The following is a 22982-nucleotide window of genomic DNA, read 5'->3' as shown; positions in this document are numbered from 1 at the left end:
TCGTCGGCGGCCGCGTCGGGAAGCTACGCGCGGGTGCTGGCCGCCGGGTCGGCGGGCCACCAGAAGGACAACGGCGCGAGCATGCCGACACCCTACGCCGCCGCACCCAGGCACCGGAAGCGGTCGTCGGTACCGGTGGCCGATCGGGGTACGACACCGGCCCCGTTGGGTACCGTGAGCCGCGATGAAGATTCTCGCTCTCGATCTGGGCACCTCGTCGGTGCGGGGCCTGGTGCTGGACGCCGACGGCGACCTCGTCTCCGGTGCCCTGGCCCGCCGCAGGATGCGGCTGAGCACCCACGACGACGGCACCGGCACCCTGGACGGTCGGCAGTACCTGACCGGCCTGGTCGAGTGCCTCGACGAGTTGGCAGCCGGCGGGCACCTGCGCGGGGTGACCATGGTGGCCACCTGCGCCCAGTGGCATTCGGTGGTGCCGCTGGACGCCCGGGGTGAGCCGCTCGGGCCGGTGCTGACCTGGCTGGACACCCGGGCCGTGCCGGCGCCGGGTGCGCCGGGCCCGGCCGATGCCGACGCCTTCCACCAGCGCACCGGCACCTGGTGGCACCGCTGTTACTGGTCGATGCGGCTGCCCTGGCTGCGGGCGCGGACCGACACCCCGGTGACCCGCTTCGCCGGGCTCGTCGAGTACGTCCTCGGTGCGCTGCTCGACGAGATGCCGATGTCGATCTCGCAGGCCTCCGGCACCGGGCTGCTCGATCTGCGCACCCTGGACTGGGACGCCGAGGCGTGCGAGCTGGCCGGGGTCCGCCCGGGTGAGCTGCCTCACCTGGCCGACATGGACTGGCGGGGCCGGCTGCGTCCGGAGCACGCCCGCCGCTGGCCGGACCTGGCCGACGTCTCGTGGCACGCGCCGGTGGGCGACGGCGCGGCGTCCAACGTCGGGTCCGGTTGCGTCGACGAGAGCCGGGCGGCGGTGACCGTCGGCACCTCGGCCGCGGTCCGGTTGATCCAGCCGGTGCCGGCCGGTGCGCCGCTGCCTCCGCTGCCCGAGCAGCTGTGGCGGTACCGGGTGGACCACGGGCACGTGGTGACCGGCGCGGCGTACTCCTGTGGCGGCAACCTCTTCGCCTGGGCCGATCGGGAGCTGCGGCTGCCTCGCGGCGCGGAGTTGGCGGCCGCGTTGGACCGGGTGCCGTTCGACGGTGGACCGGCGGCGGACCCGCGCCTCGGCGGCGACCGGCCGCCGGGTCTGGCACCGGCCGGTTCCGGGCAGTTGAGCGGGATCAGCTTCGGCACCACCGGCGTCGAGCTGCTGGCCGGGCTGATGCGGGGCCTCTGTGACCTGGTCGCCGAGGACCTGGCGGTGCTGGAGTCCACGGTGGACAGCCGGGTCGAGGTGGTGCTGGGTGGCGGTGCGGTGGCGGCTTCGCCCTGGTGGCGGCGGGCTTTCGCCGCGACGCTCGCGCCCCGGACGGTACGCCACCAACCCGATCCGGAGATCGGCGCCAGTGGTGCCGCGTTGGCGGCGTCGGGACGCTTTGGTGACGCTGCGCAACCGGTCGACATCGGCCGGACGGACGAGTCGGATCCACCGACCGTGCCAGCTTCCGCACCCTCGGGGGCTGCTTCCTGAAGTCTTCCTTAACCCAGGGCGTTGACACAGCTCACAGGCCTGGTTGGATGGACCCCGCCCGCCGGGGATCGGCGTGCGCGGGGATCAAGGAGGCAGAGTGGGCACACGTCCCGACTCGAATCCCGGCGGGGTGTCGAGCCACCGCCGGCGCAGGTTCGACGTGCGGGTCGTACCCCACCGACGGCGGTCTGCGCTGCGGTTGAAGGACTGGCGGATGGGCACCAAGCTCGCCGCGGTGCTGATCATCCCCTCGTTGGCGTTCCTGGTGCTGGCCAGCGTGCAGACCGCCAATCTGATCGGACAGACCACCACGCTGAGTGATTTCGCGGCGCAGGTAGGCATCGGCCGCGAGATCAACGCCGCGGTGCACGCGCTGCAGCAGGAACGCGACCGGACCTCCGGTGAGCTGGCCGAGCTGCGGGCCGCGGAGCGCCGCTACAGCGGTGAGCAGGCCAGTGCCGCGTTGCGGCCGTTGCAGGAGAACACCGACCGGGCCCTGGCCGACCTGCGGCGGGCGGCGGAGCCCCTGCTCGACGCCGACGCGTCCTGGCAGGTGACGTACTCGCAGGTGCAGGAGGCCACCGACCAGGTGGTCTTCATCCGGGCTGCGGTGCCGGCGGCCGTGCTGAGCAGCGACACCATCCTCAGCAACTACCACCGCGCCATCGACTCGCTGCTCAACCTGCTCGCCGAGCCCTCGCCCGGTGAGGGGGAGTCGGTGCTCACCGACGCCGTGCTGCGCTACGTGCAGCTGGCCCGGGTCAAGGAGCTGTCCTCCCGGGTCAGCTCCCAGCTCTTCGAGGCGGCCCGGGCCGGCGAGTACGGGCTGGAGGACCAGGTCATCCTGACCGACCTGCGGGCGCAGCAGCTCACCGCCCTGGGTGCCTTCCGGGTCGCCGCGAACAACGCCCAGATCGCCCGCTACGACCAGGCCTCGGTGAACCCCGCCTTCGCCGCGGCCACCGTGCTGGAGGAGCAGGGTCTGCCGACCGGCGGTGCGGAGCCGATCGTCCTGCCCGCCCTGCAGTGGTGGACGGCCAGCGAACAGCGGCAGGAGCTGCTCGGTCAGGTGCTGGCCGAGGTGCTCGAGGACGCGGTGGTCCAGGCCGACGGGGCCAGCAGCGGCCAGCTGCGTCGTACCCTGCTGGTCGCCGGCGCGATCGCCATCGTGCTCGGCGCGGCGGTCCTGACCTCGGTGCTGATCGGCCGCTCCATCGCCCGGTCCATGCGCCAGCTGCGCGGACAGGCCCTGCGGATCGCCCAGGTCGAGCTGCCGGACGCGCTGGACCGGCTCCGGACGGTCAGCGGCGGGGTGCCCGAGATCGAGGTCGCCCCGGCGGTGGTGCGTTCCCTGGACGAGATCGGTGAGCTGGCCGAGGCGTTCGTCGCGGTGCACCGCAGCGCGGTCAGCGTCGCCGTCGAGCAGGCCACCATGCGGCGTAACGTCAACGCGATGTTCGTCAACCTGGCCCGTCGGAGCCAGGTGCTGGTGGAACGGCAGCTGAAGCTCCTGGACGACCTGGAGCGGGAGGAGGCCGACCCGGACCAGCTGGAGAACCTGTTCAAGCTGGACCACCTCGCCGCCCGGATGCGCCGTAACGACGAGAGCCTGCTGGTGTTGGCCGGTACCGAGTCGACCCGGCGGTGGAACCGGCCGGTCGGGCTCGGCGCGGTCCTGCTGGCCGCGAGCGCCGAGATCGAGCAGTATCAGCGGATCCGGCACGACTCCGTGGCGGACCTGCAGCTGGTCGGGCACGTGATCGGGGACCTGGTGCACCTGCTGGCCGAGTTGCTGGAGAACGCCACGGCGTTCTCCCGGCCGGACACCATGGTGGTGGTCACCGCGTGGAACGACGGCGACGGCGCGCTGATCGACATCGTGGACCGGGGTCTCGGGATGAGCCCGACCGCGTTGGCCGAGGCGAACGCGATCCTGGCCAGCCCGCCGGCGGCCGACGTGGCCGCCTCCGAGCGGATGGGTCTGTTCGTGGTCAGCCACCTGGCGGCCCGGCACGGCGTCGAGGTGCGACTGCACCTCGGGGAGTCGTCCGGTCTGGTGGCCCGGATGCGGCTGCCGGGGGCCCTGCTCGCCCCGGTCGAGGCGATGGAGCTGGACCCGCCGACGGTGCCGCGGATGCTGCCCCGCCAGGCGGCCGGCAACGGCGCGATCGGCGTGCCGGCGGCCGTCGGTAACGGTGTGGCCGGCCTACCCAAGGCCGGTAACGGTGCGGTCGGCCTGCCGCAGGCGGGCAACGGTGTGGCCGGTGGCACGGCGGAGTTGCCGGTGGCGGGGCGACGGCCCCGCCCGACGACGGTGCCGCGACCGGCCCGTCCGGCGGCGGAGCGGGCCATGCCGGCCCGGTCGGTGCGCGCCGAGGACGTGCTCGCCCCGCAGGCCCGGCAGACCCCCGACAGCGGCTGGTGGTCGCGGCAGGGTCCGACTCCGGGGACCGGGCCGGCGGCCGCGCCACCGGAGCGGCCGGTGACCGGCGGCACCAACGCGCGCGGTCTGCCGGTGCGGGTACCGATGGCGCAGCTCTCCGCGGTCACCCAACCGGCCCGGCCGGTGGAGGCCGCGCCGCGGCACGAGCCGGACCCGGAGGCCGTGGGCGGGATGCTGTCGCGCTTCTACAGTGGCGTACGACAGGCCGAGAACGAGGAGACCACTGAAATGATCATGCCGCCGGCGGGTGTGCGCAGTGAAGGGGGAGCACAGTGACAACCACGTTGAGCCAGGAGGCTCGGGACCTGAGTTGGCTGGTCAGCGCGTTTGCCGAGCGTGTGCCGGGCGTGGCGCACGCCGTGGTGGTCTCCTCCGACGGCCTGCTGGTCGCGATCTCCGACCACCTGCCCCGTGACCACGCCGACAAGCTCGCCGCGGTGACCTCCGGTCTGATGAGCATCACCGCCGGTGCGGCGCAGATGTTCGACGGTGACATCGTCAAGCAGACGGTGGTCGAGATGGGCCGGGGTTACTTCCTGGTCATGCAGATCCGGGACGGCTCGATCCTGGCCACCCTCGCCGCCGGTGACGCCGACATCGGGGTGGTCGGCTACGAGATGGCCCGGCTGGTCAAGCAGACCGGGGAGATGTTGACCCCGGCGCTGCGCGCCGAGCTCCAGCAGGCCCTGCCGCGCTGATCGGGCGGGCTGGGTGGCCCCGGTGCGGACCGGGGCCACCGCACGGCCGGCCGGCGGTCAGAAGCCGTTGTCCCGGATGACCTGCCGGTACCAGTGGGCGCTGCGCTTGAGGATCCGGCGCTGGGTGGCGTAGTCCACGTAGACCAGGCCGAAGCGCTGGTCGTAGCCGACCTCCCACTCGAAGTTGTCCATCAGCGACCAGACGTGGTAGCTCTCCAGCGGCACTCCGGCGGCGAGGGCCCGGTGCACGGCGGTCAGGTGGTCGCGCAGGAACTCCACCCGTCCGGTGTCCTCGACGGTGCCGTCGGCGGCCAGGATATCGGCGGTGGGCAGCCCGTTCTCGGTGATGGTGAGCGGGATCGGCCCGTAGTCGCGGGTCACCCGGGTCAGCATGTCGAACATGCCGTCGGGGTAGATCTGCTGCCAGGCCGCGACCGAGGTGGGCCAGCGCTGCTCGGTGCCGCCGTCGGCGGTGACGTAGATCGGGGTGTAGTACTGCACCGCGAGCAGGTCGACCGGTGCGGAGATCACCGCCAGGTCACCGTCGACGATGCCCCTGGCCAGCCGGCTCTGCGGGCCAAGGTCGGCCAGCACGTCGGCGGGGTAGCTGCCGGTGAGCACCGAGTCGAGGTAGAGGCGGTTCTCGTATCCGTCGTAGAGCCGGGTCGCCGCGGCGGCGGCGGGGGAGTCGTCGGCGGGGTAGCAGGGGTGCAGGTTGAGCGCGGGGCCGATGCGGCCCGGCTGGCCGGTGGCCCGGAACGCCTGCACGGCCCGACCGTGCGCCAGCTGCAGGTGGTGGGCGACCAGGTAGGCCGCGTCCGGGTCCTGTCGGCCGGGCGCGTGGTGGCCGCGCAGGTAGCCGTTCTGCACCACGGTCTTGGGTTCGTTGACGGTGAGCCAGACCGGGATCCGCTCGCCGAGGGCCCGGAAGACGATGTCGGCGTAGTCGGCGAAGCGTTCGACGGTGTCGCGGGACTCCCAACCGCCGTTGTTCTGCAGCGCCTGCGGCAGGTCCCAGTGGAACAGGGTGGCCATCGGGGCGATGCCCCGCTCCCGCAGTCCGTCGGCGAGCCGGCGGTAGAAGTCCAGGCCACGCTGGTTGGGCTGGCCGGTGCCGTCGGGCTGGATCCGGGGCCAGGAGATGGAGAACCGGTAGCTGTCCAACCCGAGGTCGCGCATCAGGTCCAGGTCTTCGGCCCAGCGGTGGTAGTGGTCGGCGGCGATCTCACCGGTGTCACCGTTGCTGGTCCGTCCCGGGGTACGGCTGAAGGTGTCCCAGATCGACTCGCCCCGGCCGTCCTCCTTCGCCGCCCCCTCGATCTGGTACGCGGAGGTGGCCGCGCCCCAGCCGAAGCCGGTCGGGAAGCGCAGCGCCGTCCGCGGCTCGGCGGCCGGGTCGCTCCCGCCCTCGGGTGCGGCGACCGCACTGGCCACGGTGGCGCCGGCCGTCATGGCGGCCGCGGCACCCAGCGGGGTGCCGGTCGCACCGGTGGGTGCGGGGGACGAAGCGGCGCGTTGGAGCAGGCGCCGCCGGGTGAGTCTCGACATTCTGCGTTCTCCTCACAGCAGGTTGCCTGCCACCGACGACCGGGAGCGCTCCCAGAATAGGGTAGGCGCGGCCGGCCCGCGGCACCGCGTGCGGTCGGCCGCTCAGGTGGCGGCGGATCGACCCGCAGTCGGCGGCCGGGCGGGGAAGGGGTGGAGCCAGTCGACGGCGTCTGCCGAGGTCGAGGCGTCCGGCGCGGGGTACTGCCGGAGGCGGCCGAGGTCGGTCGGGTGCGCCGGTACAGCGAGCGAGGCCGGCCGGGTGGCGGATGCCTGTCCCGTCGGCCTCTTTTCCCGTCGGATACGGGGGGTTAGTGTGGGGACGGGGGAGGGCAACCCCCGTCCCCAGCGGTGGTACAGCACACGCACGGATGACTGTGGGATCTGCGTGCGTTTGCGCGGGAGCCGGGCCACGCGAGTGGCTCTGTTTCCACCTCCCTCCATGCCGGTGGGCATCGGCTGGCGGCGGCGTCCGGGCTGGCCCGCCGTCAGCCCTCGGGCTGATGTCGGGGATCGTCCGAGGACGGTCCCCAGCAAACGTTACTTACCATCTCCGTCGATGGAAGCGCTCCCATCGGCGATGCAGCGACTGTAACGCCCGTCACGGGTTTGTGAAACCCCCTACACGAGATCGAAACATCTACGGGTGTTTCTCTTGTCGATGGGAGCGCTTCCATGCGAGACTGTCGAACTACCGCGTCGCGGAGCCAGTACGCGCGAACGTGGGTCGCCGAGGGCACCCGGTCTGCCGACCGGTACGGCACCCGAGCGGGGATCCCCCGATCCCCGAGCCCGGCCCAGCCGCCGGGTGACCACCATTCCGGGCGCCTCCGTCCCCCCGCGTACGACACCACGCGTGGAGGCGCTCCGCCGGGATTCGCCCCGGCTCGGCCCGAGGAGACACCGCGCACATGAGACTCAAGGCAAGACGTCGCCCTCTGGCGATGCTCGCCGCCGCCGCGCTGGTCGTCGGCGGGGTGACCCTGCCCGCCGGCGCCGCGCAGGCCGCCCCCGCCTGCGACGTGGTCTACGCCACCAGCGACTGGAGCAACGGCTTCACCGCCAACGTCACCATCAAGAACCTCGGCGACCCGATCAACGGGTGGACCCTGAAGTTCGCCTTCCCCGGCGGCCAGCGGGTCGTCCAGGGCTGGTCGGCCAGGTTCAGCCAGTCCGGCAACGAGGTGACCGCGACCAACGAGTCCTACAACGGCAACCTGGCCACCGGCGCCTCGACCAGCATCGGCTTCAACGGCTCCCACACCGGCAGCAACCCGAAGCCGACCTCCTTCTCGGTCAACGGGGTCACCTGCGGCGGCGCCGCGCAGAAGCCGCCGACGGTCAACCTCACCGTGCCGGCCGGGCCGTTCGTGGCCCCGGCGGACGTGCCGCTGACGGCCACCGCCGCCGACGAGGACGGCACGATCAGCAAGGTCGAGTTCTACCGCAACGGCCTGCTGGTCAACACCGACACCACCGCGCCGTACGCCTACACCCTGGAGGACCTGCCGGCCGGGGCGTACACCGTCCAGGCCAAGGCCTACGACAACGCCAACCTGAGCGCGGTGTCGGAGAAGGCGTTCACCGTCAGCCCCGCCTCCGGGCCGCGGCTGGTGGCCACCCCCTCCTCGGTGAGCGTCAACGAGGGCGGCACCGCCTCGGTCAACCTCAAGCTCAGTGGCGCGCCGGCGGGCAACGTGCCGGTCACCCTGACCCGTACCGGTGACAGCGACATCACCGTCTCCCCGACGTCGGTGACGCTGACCACGGCGAACTGGAGCACCGGGGCCAACGTCACGGTCGCCGCCGCCGAGGACGCCGACACCGTGGGTGGCACCGCCACGATCACCGCCTCGGCCACCGGGTACGCCCCGCTGGCCATCACCGCCACCGAGATCGACAACGACGTACCCGGTGGCGGGGACAACGTCTACACCGAGCGGTTCCTGGAGCAGTACGGCAAGATCAAGAACTCGGGGTACTTCAGCCCCGAGGGCGTGCCGTACCACTCGATCGAGACGCTCATCGTGGAGGCCCCCGACCACGGCCACGAGACCACCTCCGAGGCGTTCAGCTTCTGGCTGTGGCTGGAGGCCCACTACGGCCGGGTCACCCAGAACTGGGCGCCGTTCAACAACGCCTGGACGGTGATGGAGAAGTACATCATCCCGTCGCACGCCGACCAGGCCACCGCCGGCTCGGCCGGGGACGCCCAGTACGCCGCCGAGCACCCGCTGCCCAACCGGTACCCGTCGGCCCTGGAGGCCAACGTCCCGGTCGGCAAGGACCCGCTGCGCAGCGAGCTGCAGTCCACCTACGGCACCGGTGACATCTACGGCATGCACTGGCTGCTGGACGTGGACAACGTCTACGGCTTCGGCCGGTGCGGCGACGGCACCACCCGCCCGGCGTACATCAACACCTTCCAGCGCGGCGCCCAGGAGTCGGTGTGGGAGACCATCCCGCAGCCCTCCTGCGACACCTTCGCCCACGGCGGGCGCAACGGCTACCTGGACCTGTTCGTCAAGGAGGCCAACGCCCCGGCCAAGCAGTGGAAGTACACCAACGCCCCGGACGCCGACGCCCGCGCCGTGCAGGCCGCGTACTGGGCGCTGACCTGGGCCAAGGCGCAGAACAAGCAGGCCGACGTGGCCGCCACCGTGGCCAAGGCCGCCAAGATGGGCGACTACCTGCGGTACGCCATGTTCGACAAGTACTTCAAGAAGATCGGCAACTGTGTCGGGGCCACCGCCTGCCCGGCCGCCAACGGCAAGGACTCCGCGCACTACCTGATGTCCTGGTACTACGCCTGGGGTGGCGCGTACGAGGCCAACCAGAACTGGTCGTGGCGGATCGGCTCCAGTCACAGCCACTTCGGCTACCAGAACCCGTTCGCGGCCTGGGCGCTCACCAACACCCCGGAGCTGGCCCCGAAGTCGCCGACCGCGGCGGCGGACTGGACCAAGAGCTTCGAGCGGCAGCTGGAGTTCTACACCTGGCTGCAGTCGGCCGAGGGCGGCATCGCCGGTGGCGCGACCAACAGCTGGGGCGGCAACTACGGCCAGCCCCCGGCCGGCACCGCCACCTTCTACGGCATGTTCTACGACGTCGACCCGGTGTACGAGGACCCGCCGTCGAACCAGTGGTTCGGCATGCAGGTCTGGTCGATGCAGCGGATCGCGGAGCTGTACCTGCAGACCGGCAACGCCAAGGCCAAGGCGCTGCTGGACAAGTGGGCGCCGTGGGCCATCGCCAACACCACGCTGGGCACCAACTGGTCCATCCCGTCGGACATGAAGTGGACCGGCCAGCCCAACAACTGGAACCCGACCAACCCGCAGCCGAACACCAACCTGCACGTCGAGGTCACGGTGAAGGGCCAGGACGTCGGCGTCGCCGCGGCCTACGCCCGGACCCTGATCGCGTACGCGGCCAAGTCGGGCAACGCGGCGGCCAAGACCACCGCCAAGGGGCTGCTGGACGCGCTGCACGCGGCCAGCGACGCCAAGGGCGTGTCGAGGCCGGAGAAGCGTGGCGACTACCAGCGCTTCGACGACACCTACAACGCCTCGACCGGTCAGGGCCTCTACGTCCCGCCGGGCTGGACGGGCACCATGCCCAACGGTGACCCGATCACCGCCGGCAAGAGCTTCCTCGACATCCGGTCCTTCTACAAGTCCGACCCGGACTGGCCGAAGGTGCAGGCGTACCTCGACGGTGGGCCGGAACCGACGTTCAACTACCACCGGTTCTGGGCCCAGGCCGACGTGGCCATGGCCTACGCCGACTACGGAAACCTGTTCCCGAACGGGTGATCCAGCTCTCCGGGTGGACGGCGGCGTCCGTCCACCCGGAGGCGCCGACCGGGTCCGGGGATGGACGACATCCGGTCGGCGAGCGGCCTGATTCCCACGGTCAGGCCGTGGTGGGCCGGCCGTCCGGCCAACGCAGCGGTTCGGTCGGCCCACCACACCGCACACCAGCGCAGCAATCCGCGAGAACCAGAGAAAATTCCGCGACGACCGGAGAAAACCGGGCGCTGCGGGACGGCGGGACAGCCCGCGACGGAGTAACGTACATCACCGGAGAGGCCGCTCCCCCCGTGGCGGCCTCTCCCTATGTCCGCCGGAGGCCGTCGAGTGTCCGCCGGAGGCCGCCGAGCCCCGGCCGTCGTCGGCGTCCAGCCCGGTCCCGTCCGGCGTCACCGGGTGGCGCAGCCCCGGATGTCCGGCCGGCAGCGACCGGCGGATCACCAGCCAGCTCACCGCCAACGCCGCGGCCACCACCGGCCAGGTCAACGCGACCCGGGCCACGACCAGGGCGAGCACCTGGCCGCTGAGCCACAACGGCACGAGGACCAGCAACCGCAGCAGGTAGGTCGCCGCCCACACCGCACTGCCCCGGCCGTACGCGCGCAGCAGCGCCGGATCCCGACGCCAGCTGCCCCGCTGGCCCAACAGCACGCCGACGATCACCCCGAGCAGCGGCCAGCGCACCACGATGCTGACCACCCAGACCAGCGCGCTGGCGGCGTTGGACAGCAGTTGGACGAGGAAGAAGTCGGTGGCCCGGCCGGTGCGTACCGCGATCAGCGCGGCCACGCAGACGGCGAGCAGGCCGATCAGCACCGAGCGGGGCCGGTCGCCGCGGCGCAGCCGCCACCCGGCCACCGCCGTGCCGGTCAGCACGGCGGCGGCCACCGCGCCACCGAGTGACCGGCCACTGAGCACCCAGCCGAGCGCGAACGCCACTGCGGGCAGGGTCGCGTCGAGCGCGCCCCGGCGGCCGCCGAGCAGATCCGCCAGGGATTCGGGTCGATCCCGCTGCGGTGTACCGGTCACCGTCACCCTCCTCGGTGGTCGCACCCACCTAAACACCGAACGTGCCGGCGGGCCAACGAACGGCCGGCGGTGTCGTGCCGTTACGGTGTGCGGGTGCGAGAGACGGCTAGGGGTTGGACCGCGGTCTGGTTGGTCGTGTTGGCCCTCGCGCAGGCGGTGGCCTTCGTCGTGGTCTGGCGGCTGGCCGTGCACACCCAGCTCGGTCAGTGGATAGACACGGTGGCGTTGACCGGCAACCGGATCGGCCAGGACCGCATCGAGGGGCCGGTGGACCGGATCCTCAACGCCATGTCGGTGGTGTCCCTGCTGGCGGCCACCGCGGTCATCGGGTTCATCGCGTTGATCCGTGGCCGGGTCGCGTTGGCCATCACCGCCACCCTGCTCATCGCCGGTGCCAACGTCACCACGCAACTGCTCAAGTACGGACTGCCCCGCCCGGACTTCGGCGTCGACCCGGAACGTGCCTTCGTCGGCAACAGCCTGCCCAGTGGTCACACCACCGTGGCGGCGTCGGTGGCGATGGCGCTGATGCTGGTCCTGCCGCCCAAGGTCCGGGTCCTCGGGGCGTTCCTCGCCGCCGGGTACGCGGCGACCGCCGGGGTGGCCACCCTCTCCGCCGGTTGGCACCGTCCCAGCGACGCCGTGGCGGCCTACCTGGTCGTGGGGGTCTGGGCGGCGCTGGCCGGTCTGCTGCTGCTGATCACCCAACGGGAACAGGCCCAGATCAGCGCCGAGGACGCGCACCGGGTCGCCACGGCGGTGCTCGGCGTGATCGGTCTGGTGGCGATCGGCGTGTCGGCGCTCGCCCTGGCCTGGCTGGTGGACCTGCCCCGGGTCGCCGTCGGCGAGTTGACCCGCCGGCCGCTGTTCGTCGGCTACGCCGGCAGCGCCGCCGGGATCGTCGGCACGATGGCCGTGGTGACGGCGCTGGTGCTGGTCGTCGTGCACCGGCTGGTTCCCCGACACAAGGGCTGACCGGCGACCCACCCGGGGCCGGCTCAGAACGGTGGGGCCGCCCGCTCCGGTGGCGCGCCCCGGGCTCGGCGGGCGTCGGCGAGGGCCACCGCGAGCAGTACGGCGGCGGTCACCGCGCTGGACAGCAGCGGCCGGGCACGCAGCAGCAGGGGCAGTAGCGCCACCAGGGCCAGGGCGGCGACCCACCGGGCCGGCGACACCCGGCCGAAGACCTCGTACTCGAAGCGGGCCCGGGCGAGCAGGAACAGCACCGGCCCGCCGACGATCAGCACCACCCAGGCCGTCTCGGCGCGTTCCAACGGATGCTCGATGCTCAACTCGTAGCCGATCGCGGTGGCCACCACCCCGATCACCATCAGCAGGTGGGTGTCGGCCGCCGACCGGCCGATGGTGGCCGGGTGGGCGGCCTTCGACACCGCCTCGGCCAGGATCTGACCGGCCCGCTGGAAGTAGATCCGCCACAGCAGCACCGAGGTCACCAGCGCCGCCGCGAAGGCGGCGGTCCGCGGCAGGTCGTAATTTCCGCCGCTGTAGGCCAGGCCGGTGACCAGCACCGTCTCGCCGAGGGCGATGAGGAAGAACTGTTGGTACCGCTCGGCCAGATGCTCCCCGACGACCTGCCACCGGTTGGTGGTCGACCGGCCCAGGCCCGGCACCGGCCAGCCCAGCCGGGACCAGAGGTACTCGGCCGCCAGGGCCGCCGCCCAGAGGATCACCCGCCACGGCACCGGCAGCAGCGCGCCGACGATCCACGGCACCGCGCAGCACCCGTAGCCGACCAGCATCCGCAGCTTCAGGCCCCGGTACCGGCGTACCCGCACCGCCAGCAGCAGGATCAACGGCCGGGACAGCTGGGCGGCCACGTAGGCGACGGCGAAGGCCAACCCGGTGGTGCTGAAGGCGTGCGGGATGGCCACCCCCATCACCATGCTGCAGAACAGCGCGACGATCACCATGGTCTGCAACCAGCTGTGGTACGGGTCGTAGCGGCTGGTGGTCCAGGCGGTGCCCTGCCAGACCGACCAGAGGGCGAGCAGGAGCAGCAGCGTCTTCCCGCCACCGGTGACCGGGGCCCAGCCCACGTTGCCGCCGGTCTCCAGGGCCAGGTCGGAGAAGGCGCGGGCGGAGATCCGGGTGAGCGCGAAGACGAAGACCAGATCGAAGAAGAGCTCCAGGAAGGTCGCCCGGGTCGTCGCACCGGCCGCCGCGACGGGACCGCCCGATCCGGTCGTCACGGCGGCGGTCCCCACCACCGGCCGGATGCCACCCGTCCGTCCTAGCACCCGCGCGGGGCGGTCGGGGCCGGTTCGCCGGTAACCGGGCGCGGCGGCCGGCGGGTCGGCTACCGATGCCAGCGCAGCGGGCCGGGGTGCACCGACCAGAGCAGGCGCCGCCACCACGGGCGGGCCGCGCGCAGCGCGTCGACGTACCCGCCGGCCACCGTCGCCGCCCGGTCGGCCTGCGCCTCGGTCGCGGTGCCGGGGGCGAAGGCCGTCCGGTTGAGCAGGTCGGCCAGCTCGTCCACGGCCGGCGGTGACGTACCGGCGGCGACCGGGACCCGCGCGGCGACCCGGCGGGCGTGCGCGGCGACCTCGGTGGCGGCCAGGTCGCCGCCGGCCGGCTGGCCGGCCAACCGCAGCGCGTCGGTGACCTCCCGGAACGCCCCGGTGATCCGCTGCGCCGGGTCGCCATGGCCCAGCCGGGTCCGCCGCTGGGCCCGCCGCAGCACGAGCAGCACCAGCAGCAGGCCCGCCAGCACCGCCGACAGGGCACCCACGCCGCCGGCGACCAGCACCGGCACCGGTACGCCACCGGTGGTGTCGTCGGCTCCCGGTGCGGCCACCGGCGGTGGGGTCGGGGTCGGCGCCAGGGACGGCTCCGGCACGTCCGGCGGCGGGGTCTCCTCCGGCTGCGGGCGGACGTCGGGCTCCACCGGACGCGGCTCGTCGTCGGGGCGGGGCATCGGGTCGAACGGCACCCAGCCGAGGCCGTCGAAGAGCACCTCCGGCCAGGCGATCGCGTCGGCGGCCCGGACCGGACCGTCGCCGGTGGACCGGAAACCCACCACCACCCGGGTCGGCAGCCCGGTCAGCCGGCCCAGCACCGCGAACGCGGCGGCGAACTGCTCGGAGGTACCGCGCTGCCCGCCGCCGTCGCGGGGCCCGAACAGGAAGAAGGCCAGATTCGGGTACGCGTGCCCGCTCGGGGCGTCCGCCACCACCCGGTAGTGCTCGGCCAGGAACCGTTCGATGGCCGCCGCGCGGGCGTACGGTGCGCTGTTCTCCTCGGCCAACTGGCCGGCCAGCCGGGTCAACGGCTCCGGTGCCCCGTCGGCGACCCGCAGCACCCGGGCCACCTCGTCGCCCGCGGGCACCTGCGCCGGGCCGAGCAGGTTCGCGTCCGGACGTTCCCGGGCCGATTCCACCGTGTACCGCAGCCCGGCGCTGAGGCCCTCCGGTCGGATCAGCGTGCCGGTCGCCGGGTCGTAGGCCACCCGCGCCCCGGTGACCTCTCGCGGGGTGGCCACGGCCGGCAGCAACCGGCCGGTGAGGTCCACCACGGTGATCTCCTGCCGGACCGGTTCGACGATGCTGTGCACGGCCGGGTCGGTGACCGGCAGGATCCGCCCGGCGTTGCGGTAGGTCGCGCCGACCCGCCAGGTCACCCCGTCGTAGTCGCTGAGCACGGCCAACCGGACCCGGACCTCCCGGGTCGTCGGAGTAGTCGTGCGGACCTCCAGCAGCCGCTGCTGCGGGTTCAACGCCCATCCGGAGATCCGGATCAGCGGGTTCTCGTCGAGCGACTCCACCCGGGGCGGTTCCACGTACCGGCGGGGGTCCACCGGCCGCCGGTCGACCAGGGCGGCGACCGCCGGGCCGAGCAGCGCGGTGGCCGCGACCACCGCCGCCACCCCGGCGGCCGAGGTGACCGCGAGCCGGGCCCGCACCGCCGCGCGGATCCCGTCGTCCGATCCGGTGGCGGCCACCCCGGTGGTCGGCGTGGCCCGGCCACCGGGTACGGCCAGGCCGACGGCGGCGACGGCGGTGAACGCCACGGTCGGCCAGACCGCCGCGTCGGCGTTGGGGCCCACCACGTACACCGCCCCGGCGAAGAGCAGCGCCGGCGGCAGGTAGCCGAGCAGCACCCGGCCGGCACGTAGCGCCACCTCCGCGCCGGTCAACCCGGCCAGCCAGGCGGCGACCAGGGGCACCAGCACGGTGTCCGGGGCCGGTTCCACCGGGATCATCGCGGTCAACAGCCGGGGGATGCCGTTGCGGGCCGCGTCGAGGCTCACCTCGGCCAGCCCACCGGGCACCTCGGCGTGCCCGGCGGCCAGGCGCAACGACCAGGCGGTGAAGACGGCCAGGGCCAGCACCGACAGCGGGGCGACCAGCCAGGACCGCAGCCGGCGGGCGGCGAGGCTGACCAGCACCGCCCCGATGCCCGCGCCGAGGATCAGCCGGGTCAGCAGCGGCCCGGCGTAGACCCGGCCGAGCACCACCCCGGCGAGGCCGACCATGGCGACCAGGACCAGCGGCAACACCGTCGCCCGCAGGCCACGGGCCAGCGCGGTGCCGGTCACCATCGGCGGATCCGGTCCCACTCGGCGGCGAACCGGGCGGCGTCGGCGGCCTCGATCAGCAGCGGGCCGGTCGCCGAGGCCGCCGTCGGCTGCCCGACACCGAGCACCCCCACCACCACCGACCGGTAGCCGCCGCGCAACGCCCCGACCAACCCCAGGTCGGCCCGGCCGCCGGGGCCGGTGAGGAAGACCAGGGTGTCGCCGAGACGTTCCTGGCGCAGCCGGGCGGTGGCGGTCCGCAGCCCCGCCGCGCCGTCGCCCCGGTCGAGGTCGGCGGCGGCCAGCAGGTCCAGCGGTCCGCCGCCGGTGGGTCCGCGATCGTCGGCCGGCGTCGGCAGTACGGTCGCGTCCGGGGCCACCAGCAGCAGGACCACCGGCAGGTCGGCCCGCACCGCCGCGGTGACCACCGAGGCGGCGGCCTCACAGGCGGCCTCGAACGACTCGGCCACCCCGTCGACCAGGTCGGGATGGGCCGGTGCCCGGTTGTCCAGCACCACCACGATGCGGGGCAGGCTGGTGTCGACGTTCTCCCGGACCATCAGCTCACCGACCCGGGCGCTGGTGCGCCAGTGCACCCGCCGCAACTCGTCGCCGATCACGTACTCCCGCAGTGAGTCGAAGGTGATCGAACCCTGCGGTACCGCGTCGACCCGGCCGTCCAGGCTGCGCCCGGCACCGGTGGGCGCGGCGGTCAGCGGATGCACCCGCGGGTACACCCAGACCGGCACGGTGTCGCCGTACGGGCGGGTAAGCGAGACCAGCCCGAGCGGGTCGCGTCGGGTCACCCGCAGCGGCCCCACCGGCACCACCCCCCGCCGGCCGGTCGGCACGTCGTAGCCCACCCGGGTGTCCCGGCCGGGGCGCAACCGCAGCAGCGGCACCGGCACCACCCGGTCACCGCACCGGTCCTCGGCCACCAGGTTCGCCGCCCGCAGCCGCCCGGTGTTGGCCACGGTCACCGCCATGCGGGCCGGTTCGCCCCGGGCCACCCGGTCCGGGTCGGCGTGCCGGCGTACCACCAGCCGGGGCCGCCAGGCCGCAGTGAGCAGGGCGTGCCCGAGGGCCGCGCCGGCCGCCGCGCCGAGCACCGTCAACTCCGGGTACGCGAACCGGAAGCCGACGCCCAGCAGCGCGACGGCAGCGACGAGCAACCCGGCACCCCGGGCGGTGATCCCCACGCCGCCGGTCAGCTCCGCGACGGGGCCGGCTGCCCCGACGGCAGCGGCACCGGCACCGAGGCGACCGCCTCCCGCAGCACCTCTGCGGCGCTGACGCCCCGCACCTGCGCCTCGGGGGTGAGCAGCAGCCGGTGGGCGAAGACCGGTTCGACGAGCGCCTTCAGGTCCTCCGGCATGATCCAGCCCCGGCCGTCGATCAGGGCGTACGCGCAGGCGGCCCGGGTCAACGCGATCACCCCCCGGGGGCTGACCCCGACCCGCACGTGCGGGTGGGTTCGGGTCGCGGCGGCCAGCCGGACCGCGTACGCGTAGAGGGGTTCGGCGATGTGCACCCGGCGGGCCATCCGGACCATCTCCCCGACGGTGGCCGTGTCGGTCACCGCCGTCAGCGCCTCGGGGGAGCGGACGGTGGCCCCCCGCAGCACCTCCACCTCGACGGCCTCGTCCGGGTAGCCCACCGACAGCTTCACCAGGAACCGGTCCAGTTGCGCCTCGGGCAGCCGGTACGTGCCGTCCATCTCCACCGGGTTCTGGGTGGCCACCACCAGGAACGGTTGCGGCACCGGGTGCCGCACCCCGTCGACGGTCACGGTGCGTTCCTCCATCACCTCCAGCAGCGCCGACTGGGTCTTCGGCGACGCCCGGTTGATCTCGTCGGCGATGACGATGTTGGCGAAGACCGGGCCGGGGTGGAACTCGAAACCCCGGGTGGCCTGGTTGAAGATGGTCACCCCGACCACGTCGGAGGGGAGCAGGTCCGGGGTGAACTGGATGCGCCGCCACTCGCCGCGCACGGTCGCGGCGACCGCCCGGGCCAGGGTCGTCTTGCCCACCCCGGGTACGTCCTCCAGCAGCACGTGACCCTGGGCGAACAGGGCGGTCAACGCCAGCCGGACCACCTGTGGTTTGCCCAGCACCACCGAGTTGACGTTCTCGGCCAGCCGGGCGGCCAGGGCGGCGAAGCCCTGCACCTCCGGCTGACCGAGCGGCTCGTGCGTGTTCACGTCTGGGGTCAGGGCTCCTCGGTCGTCAGCAGGTGGGCAGCACGTTGATCTTGTCGCCGCCCTCCAGGTTGAGCCAGGCCCACGGGATGTAGTTCTTCCCCCGGTACTCGACCTGCACCCACCAGGTGCTGCGTTTGTCGTTGTTGTAGACGTAGGCGTACACCTCTTCGCCCTGCTTCCGGCAGTACGCCTTCAGCCGGGTGCCAGGCTTGGCCCAGCCGGCCTGCCGGTCGTCGTCCTGCCGGGGCACCTCGAAGACCTCGTTGCCGTTGCGCCCGTCACGATCCTTGTCGCAGTAGTCGCGTTGCTCCGGCTCGGAGCCGTTCTTGCAGGTGGCGATGCCGTACAGGGCCGGAGTGCTCTGCTTGCGGGTGGCCGTACCCTTGCCCGCGGCGTTCGACGCCGTGACGGTGAACGTGTACGCCGTGCCCGGCTTCAGCTCCGGCACTGTCAGCTTCGTGCAGGACCCCGACGTCGTCGCCGTGCCCGGGGCGCTGACCGAACAGGTGGCCTGCCCGCCGCCGGCGTCCACGGTGAAGCTGACCGTGGCCGAGGTGGCGGTGGCCGACGTACCCGTCACCGTGACCCGGGGCTCGGCCACCGTCCGGGCCGTGGTGGTCGCCGTCGGTCCCTCGCCGGCCTCGTTGACCGCCGCCACGGTCACCGTCACGTTCTGGCCGTCACCGAGGGAGTCCACGGTGACCTGCGGGTCGGTGACCACGCTCTGCCGACCCGCCACGTCCACCCGGTACCCGGTCACCGGCCGGCCGTTGGCCGGCGCCGGCGACCAGCGGGCCGTGACGGTGCCCGGCCGGTCCGGCACCGTCGACGCGGTCAGCTCACCCGGCTGCCCCGGCGCGGTGAACGGCACCACCGTGTTGCTCACCGGCGACGCCTTCGAACCGGCACCCCGCTCGGTCACCGCCACCACCGTGAACGCGTACTGGGTGCCGTACTCCAGCTCCCCGGCCGGCACCACCAGCTCCGTCTTCTTCGCCGTACCCACCGGGGCGTTCGCCCCGGCCGAGGTCGCGGTCACCGTGTACGACCCGATCACGTTGCCCTGCCCGTCCGCCGCCGGCCAGGTCACCAGCACCGTACCGTCGGGCCGCTCCCGGGCGCTGACACCCGCCGGCGGATCGGGCACCTCGGCGGTCGGGGTGACCGGGTTGCTCTCCCGGTCCGGACCGTCGCCCTTGGCGTTGACCGCGTGCACGGAGAACCGGTACGTCTCACCGTTGGTCAACCCGGTGATCTCCACCGCCCGCTGGTTGGCACCCACCTCCAGCCGCTGGCCGCCACCCCGCACCACGTACCGGACGATCTCGGCGCCGTTGGCCGCGGCCGGCCGCCAGCTCACCCGGGCCTGGGCGTTCCCGGCGGCGGCGGTCACGTCCCGGGGCGCACCCGGCTTGCCCACCTTCGGCTTCGGCGGCGGCGGAGGGGGCGGCGGCGGCTCCTCCGGCGGATCCCCACCGAGCACGTCGTTGGCGTACTTGTCGACCTCACGCACCTCGTGCCGGTCGTTGACCACCCGGGCCCGCGCCGACTCCGGTGCGTTGATGAACAGGTGGTTCTCCCGGACCTCCAGCTCCAGCGGCCCGGACATGCCCCGGGTGCGCACCGTCTGCACCAGCTGCCCGTCGGCGTCGAAGGAGTAGACCGTCCCGGTGGCCTCGTCGGCGGCGTAGAACCGGCCGGACCAGGCGACCACCGGACTGAGCCGGTCACCCCGACCCGGCACCGTGAACTGCCGCACCCGCGCCCCGTCGACCACGTGCACCCGCCGCTCGCCCACGACGGTGACCGGCACCACCGGCCCGCTGGTCCGCGCCGGCAGGGTGCCCGCCCCGGTCAACTCCAACCTGACCCGTTCGGTCCTGCCACCCCGCACCGTCACCAGCTCACCCCGGGTCCGGTCCAGCACCGCGACCCCCTCGTCCAGGGTGGACAGCACCAGCTCGTGGCTGCCCTCGGCGACGTCGTAGCTGGCCACCTGCTTCGGGCTCAACCCCGAACCGGCCTCACCCGGCGTCGCGGGTAACTCCGCGGCGGTGATCGCCGACACCGTGCCCTCGCTCGGCACCGCGATCCAGAGCCGGCCCTCACCGTCGAAGGAGCCACCGGTGATCCCCGGCGGGAACCGCACCGGCTCCCCGACCGGGGTCAACGATCGGGGGTCGAGCTGCCGCACCACCCCCTGCACGGCGTCGACCACGAACGCGGCCTCCTCGTGCAGGGCGACACTGACCCCCAGCCCCGGCGTCGTCGGCGTGGTCGCGGTGATCTGCAACGTCGCCAGGTCCAGCGAACTGACCTGGCCGGTGTGCAGGTCCCGCAGGATCAGCTGCCGGTCGGTCTGGGTGACCTGCACCGGATGCCGCCGGGCGTCGGGCACCTCCATCCGGGTGTCCACCCGGGCGGTGACCCCGTTGACCCGGGCCAGTTCGCTGCGCGACGAACTCCACAACCAGGAGGAAGCGTCGAAGCTGGCCACCGCGTTGTCGGCGGCACCCAGACCCAACACGGTCAGCCCCATCGCGGCGAGCAAAGCGCCCACCGTACCGATGGTCACCAGGCCACCGCGCAGTCGCCGGCCAGGCCGTGAGCCGCCGGCCCCGGCCTTCTCGCTCTCGTCGATCGTGGCCACAGCCGACTGCCTTCCCGTGTCGTGCGTCGTGGCGGATGACGCCTCCGGTGGCGGTCCGACCCGCCCGGAGCCGGGTGCCATCATATGGCCCACTCCACAGTGGGGAAACCCGCACCGTCCGCCGCCGGACACCCTGCGTGTACACCCCGGACGCGGCGATCGGTCAACCCGGCGGGCTGGTCCTGCGCCGTTCGGTGCACACCTGACCCGAGGTGGCGAACGCCTCGGTGGAGTACACCGCGAGCACCGTGAAGCAGTAGTCCATCCTGGAGTTCAGCCCGTTCACCGTGTACGTCGTCTCACCCGGGTCCACGGTGGCCATCACCCCGAGCGGCTTGCCGGACCGGCCACCGGCCACCATGAACGGCACCGTACCGTCGGTCGGATCCGACCAGGTGATCGTGATCGTGGTCGAATCGTCACGTAACCGGAGATCCTCCGGTGGCGGCCCGCTGGTCACCGGCGCGCCCACCGACGCCCCCGCGCCCGGCTGCGGACCCGCCGCCGGCCCGCCACCGACGACCAGCACCCCCACCCCGACCACCGCCGCCACCGCGAGCACCGTCCCGGCCACGGCCAGCACCACCATCGCCCGGCTGCGACCCCCCGGCACCTGCGCCGCCACCGGCTCCGCCGAATAACCCGGGTACGACTCCACCGGCGCCACACCCGGGTACGGCACCGGGGCCTGCCGGCTCGGCGGGGCCACCATCGGTGTCTCGGCCGCCCGGTCTGATGCCGGGCCGATCTTCGTCTGGTGCGACTCCGGTGCCGCACCGGCTCCCGCCCGGGGTTCGGGATCGTGCCCTGCCGCTGGCCCGTGTGGTGCCGCTGGCCCGTGCGGTACCGGGCCCGGCGGTGCTGCCTGCGTCGTCGCAGCGGGCGGATCGATCGGCGGCCGGGGCGCGGAGCGGTGCCACGGCGGCCCGGTCGCCTCCCGGGGTGGTACCCGCTCCCCGGAAACTGGTATCCCACTGACCGGAGCGACGGTCTGCTCCGCAGCCGGGAACGCGGCATCGGGCCGGCCCTGCTCCTCGGCCAGCAACGGCCCGATCTGTGTCACCTGGACCGTCGGATCGTCCCAGTCCGGCTGCCGGACCACCGGCGGTTGGCCCGGTCCCGGTGCGGGGCCGGGACGCGGTGGCGGTGCGACGACGGCGTCCGGGCCGACGGGTGGAGCGGCCACGGCGTCTGCCTTGACGGGCGGCGCGGCGACGGCGTCCGTGCTGACCCACGGTGTGCCGGTGGGCGGTGCGAGGACCGGCGGTGCGTTGACGGGCGGTGCGTTGACGGGCGGTGCGTTGACGGGCGGTGCGGGAACAGGGGGTGCGGGAACAGGGGGTGCGGGGACGGGTGGTGCGGAGACGGTCCGGCCCGGCCCGGCCGGCATCGTCGGCGGGCGGGAGATCGGTAGCGCCGCGCCGTGTACCGGTGTCGCGCCGGTCGGGGGCGACGGCACCGGATAGGGCCGAGGCGGTACCGCAGGCGGTAGCGGTCCGGCGGGCGGCGGCGATTCGGTGGGCGGCTGAGGTCCGGAGGACTCCTGAGGTCCGGTGGCCGGATGGGGTGGCGTGCCGGGGCTGAGCCGGTCGTCGGCCCACGCCCCGGTGCCGGGTTGCGGTGCCCAGGACGACGAGACCTGCGGCGACCCGGAACCGGCCGTGACGCCGGAGTCGACAGTGGACCCGGGCGCGGTCCGAGGCGGCTCGGGCAGCGCCGGCGGTGGGGGACCGGGGTCGCTCACCGGGACGGTCGGTGCGGCGTCGCCGAGGTAGTCGCGGGCGGCCCGGACCAGTGGATGGTCCGTCCCGAAGGCGGCAGGCCCGTGGGTGGCCACCCGGGTGTAGTTGCGGCGGGCCTCGTGCCGGTTGCCCAGCTCCCCGGCGACCGAGGCAAGATCGAAGGCGATGGCCACCATCAGCGGGTCCGCCAGGTCCCGGATCCGCTCGCCGTCGGCGAACGCCTCCTCCAGGACCCGCCGGGCCGCCGCCGGATCGTCCGCCTCCCGGTGCAGTTGGGCCAGCAGCCGGGCGGTGCTCAGCACCTCGGCGTGGTCCCCTCCGTACCGGGGCCGAACCGACTCGATGACGTCGGTCAACAGGGCGCGCGCCTGGGCAAGGTCACCGGAGGTACGCAGGGCGAGCGCTCGACGTTGGGCGGCGGTCAGGGGAGAGGGGTGGGACACCCGACCCATGCTGCCGGTGAAACGCCTCCGCCCGCTACCCGTCCTCCGCAGCCGCGAGCCACCGGTGATCCTGCCGGAACCGGGGTCGACCGGCCCGATCAGGGCGGATGGGCCGGGTACGGGGTCGGCAGGTGACGCTCTGCTGGTCTGGTGTGACGTGGGCTCGACGGCGGCCACTGGGTGGACGTCGGGTGAGTCCTTCCTTCGAGAGGGGTCTCTCGGGTATGCGGTCCGACCTCTGGCGCCGGGTAACCGCCCTGGTGGCACTGGCCCTGTCGGCGTT

13 protein-coding genes are annotated in these 22982 nt (G+C 73.5%); 5 read left to right on the top strand and 8 right to left on the bottom strand.

What is annotated here, in order from left to right; all coding sequences use genetic code 11:
• Positions 1-184 precede the first annotated feature (184 nt).
• From ACN28G_RS15265 to ACN28G_RS15255, 3 genes are all read left to right on the top strand, one after another.
• A complete protein-coding gene (locus tag ACN28G_RS15265) occupies positions 185-1597 on the top strand; it encodes an FGGY family carbohydrate kinase (protein WP_091440212.1) in 1413 nt (470 codons plus the stop codon).
• Positions 1598-1694: 97 nt separating this feature from the next.
• Positions 1695-4316, top strand: a complete 2622-nt coding sequence (locus tag ACN28G_RS15260) for a nitrate- and nitrite sensing domain-containing protein (RefSeq protein ID WP_421479486.1) — start codon at positions 1695-1697, stop codon at positions 4314-4316.
• An 8-nt stretch (positions 4317-4324) separates the two neighbouring features.
• The gene (locus tag ACN28G_RS15255; protein ID WP_175440789.1) at positions 4325-4738 is read left to right on the top strand and encodes a roadblock/LC7 domain-containing protein; all 414 of its coding nucleotides are present in this window, start codon (positions 4325-4327) and stop codon (positions 4736-4738) included.
• A 57-nt stretch (positions 4739-4795) separates the two neighbouring features.
• Here ACN28G_RS15255 and ACN28G_RS15250 read toward each other — a convergent pair whose 3' ends face one another.
• Positions 4796-6286, bottom strand: a complete 1491-nt coding sequence (locus ACN28G_RS15250; RefSeq protein ID WP_421479485.1) for a GH1 family beta-glucosidase — start codon at positions 6284-6286, stop codon at positions 4796-4798.
• 908 nt (positions 6287-7194) lie between these two features.
• On the opposite strand from ACN28G_RS15250, the gene ACN28G_RS15245 reads away from it, so the two are divergent.
• Positions 7195-10098: a glycoside hydrolase family 48 protein gene (locus ACN28G_RS15245; RefSeq protein ID WP_421479484.1), complete on the top strand. Its 2904-nt coding sequence runs from the start codon at positions 7195-7197 to the stop codon at positions 10096-10098.
• Positions 10099-10362: 264 nt separating this feature from the next.
• Here ACN28G_RS15245 and ACN28G_RS15240 read toward each other — a convergent pair whose 3' ends face one another.
• Positions 10363-11124, bottom strand: a complete 762-nt coding sequence (locus tag ACN28G_RS15240; protein WP_091446670.1) for a DUF3159 domain-containing protein — start codon at positions 11122-11124, stop codon at positions 10363-10365.
• Positions 11125-11211: 87 nt separating this feature from the next.
• Here ACN28G_RS15240 and ACN28G_RS15235 point away from each other — a divergent pair, with 87 nt between their 5' ends.
• Positions 11212-12099, top strand: a complete 888-nt coding sequence (locus ACN28G_RS15235) for a phosphatase PAP2 family protein (RefSeq protein ID WP_175440587.1) — start codon at positions 11212-11214, stop codon at positions 12097-12099.
• A 23-nt stretch (positions 12100-12122) separates the two neighbouring features.
• On the opposite strand, the gene ACN28G_RS15230 is transcribed toward ACN28G_RS15235, so the two are convergent.
• The 6 genes from ACN28G_RS15230 to ACN28G_RS15205 form a co-directional block, all read right to left on the bottom strand.
• Positions 12123-13334 (bottom strand): low temperature requirement protein A, encoded by a 1212-nt coding sequence (locus ACN28G_RS15230; RefSeq protein WP_421479483.1) that lies wholly within the window; start codon positions 13332-13334, stop codon positions 12123-12125.
• A 107-nt stretch (positions 13335-13441) separates the two neighbouring features.
• Positions 13442-15685 carry a transglutaminaseTgpA domain-containing protein gene (locus ACN28G_RS15225; RefSeq protein WP_421479482.1) on the bottom strand — a complete coding sequence of 748 codons (2244 nt, stop codon included), beginning with the start codon at positions 15683-15685 and terminating at the stop codon, positions 13442-13444.
• Complete coding sequence (locus ACN28G_RS15220) at positions 15679-16860, bottom strand: DUF58 domain-containing protein (protein ID WP_091440196.1); 1182 nt, start codon at positions 16858-16860, stop codon at positions 15679-15681. The genes ACN28G_RS15225 and ACN28G_RS15220 overlap by 7 nt, the downstream gene beginning before the upstream one ends.
• Positions 16861-16868: 8 nt before the next feature.
• Positions 16869-17864: an AAA family ATPase gene (locus ACN28G_RS15215; RefSeq protein WP_091440194.1), complete on the bottom strand. Its 996-nt coding sequence runs from the start codon at positions 17862-17864 to the stop codon at positions 16869-16871.
• A 25-nt stretch (positions 17865-17889) separates the two neighbouring features.
• A complete protein-coding gene (locus tag ACN28G_RS15210; protein ID WP_229688189.1) occupies positions 17890-20514 on the bottom strand; it encodes a fibronectin type III domain-containing protein in 2625 nt (874 codons plus the stop codon).
• A gap of 163 nt (positions 20515-20677) precedes the next feature.
• Positions 20678-22699, bottom strand: a complete 2022-nt coding sequence (locus tag ACN28G_RS15205) for a tetratricopeptide repeat protein (RefSeq protein ID WP_421479481.1) — start codon at positions 22697-22699, stop codon at positions 20678-20680.
• Between the last annotated feature and the right edge of the window lie 283 nt (positions 22700-22982).

Origin of the sequence: Micromonospora sp. WMMA1923 (assembly GCF_049179195.1) — a bacterium.
GTDB classification, from domain to species: Bacteria; Actinomycetota; Actinomycetes; order Mycobacteriales; family Micromonosporaceae; genus Micromonospora; species Micromonospora yangpuensis.
The sequence above is the reverse complement of the archived record's forward strand: the minus strand, read 5'-3'. Positions and strand labels throughout refer to the sequence as shown.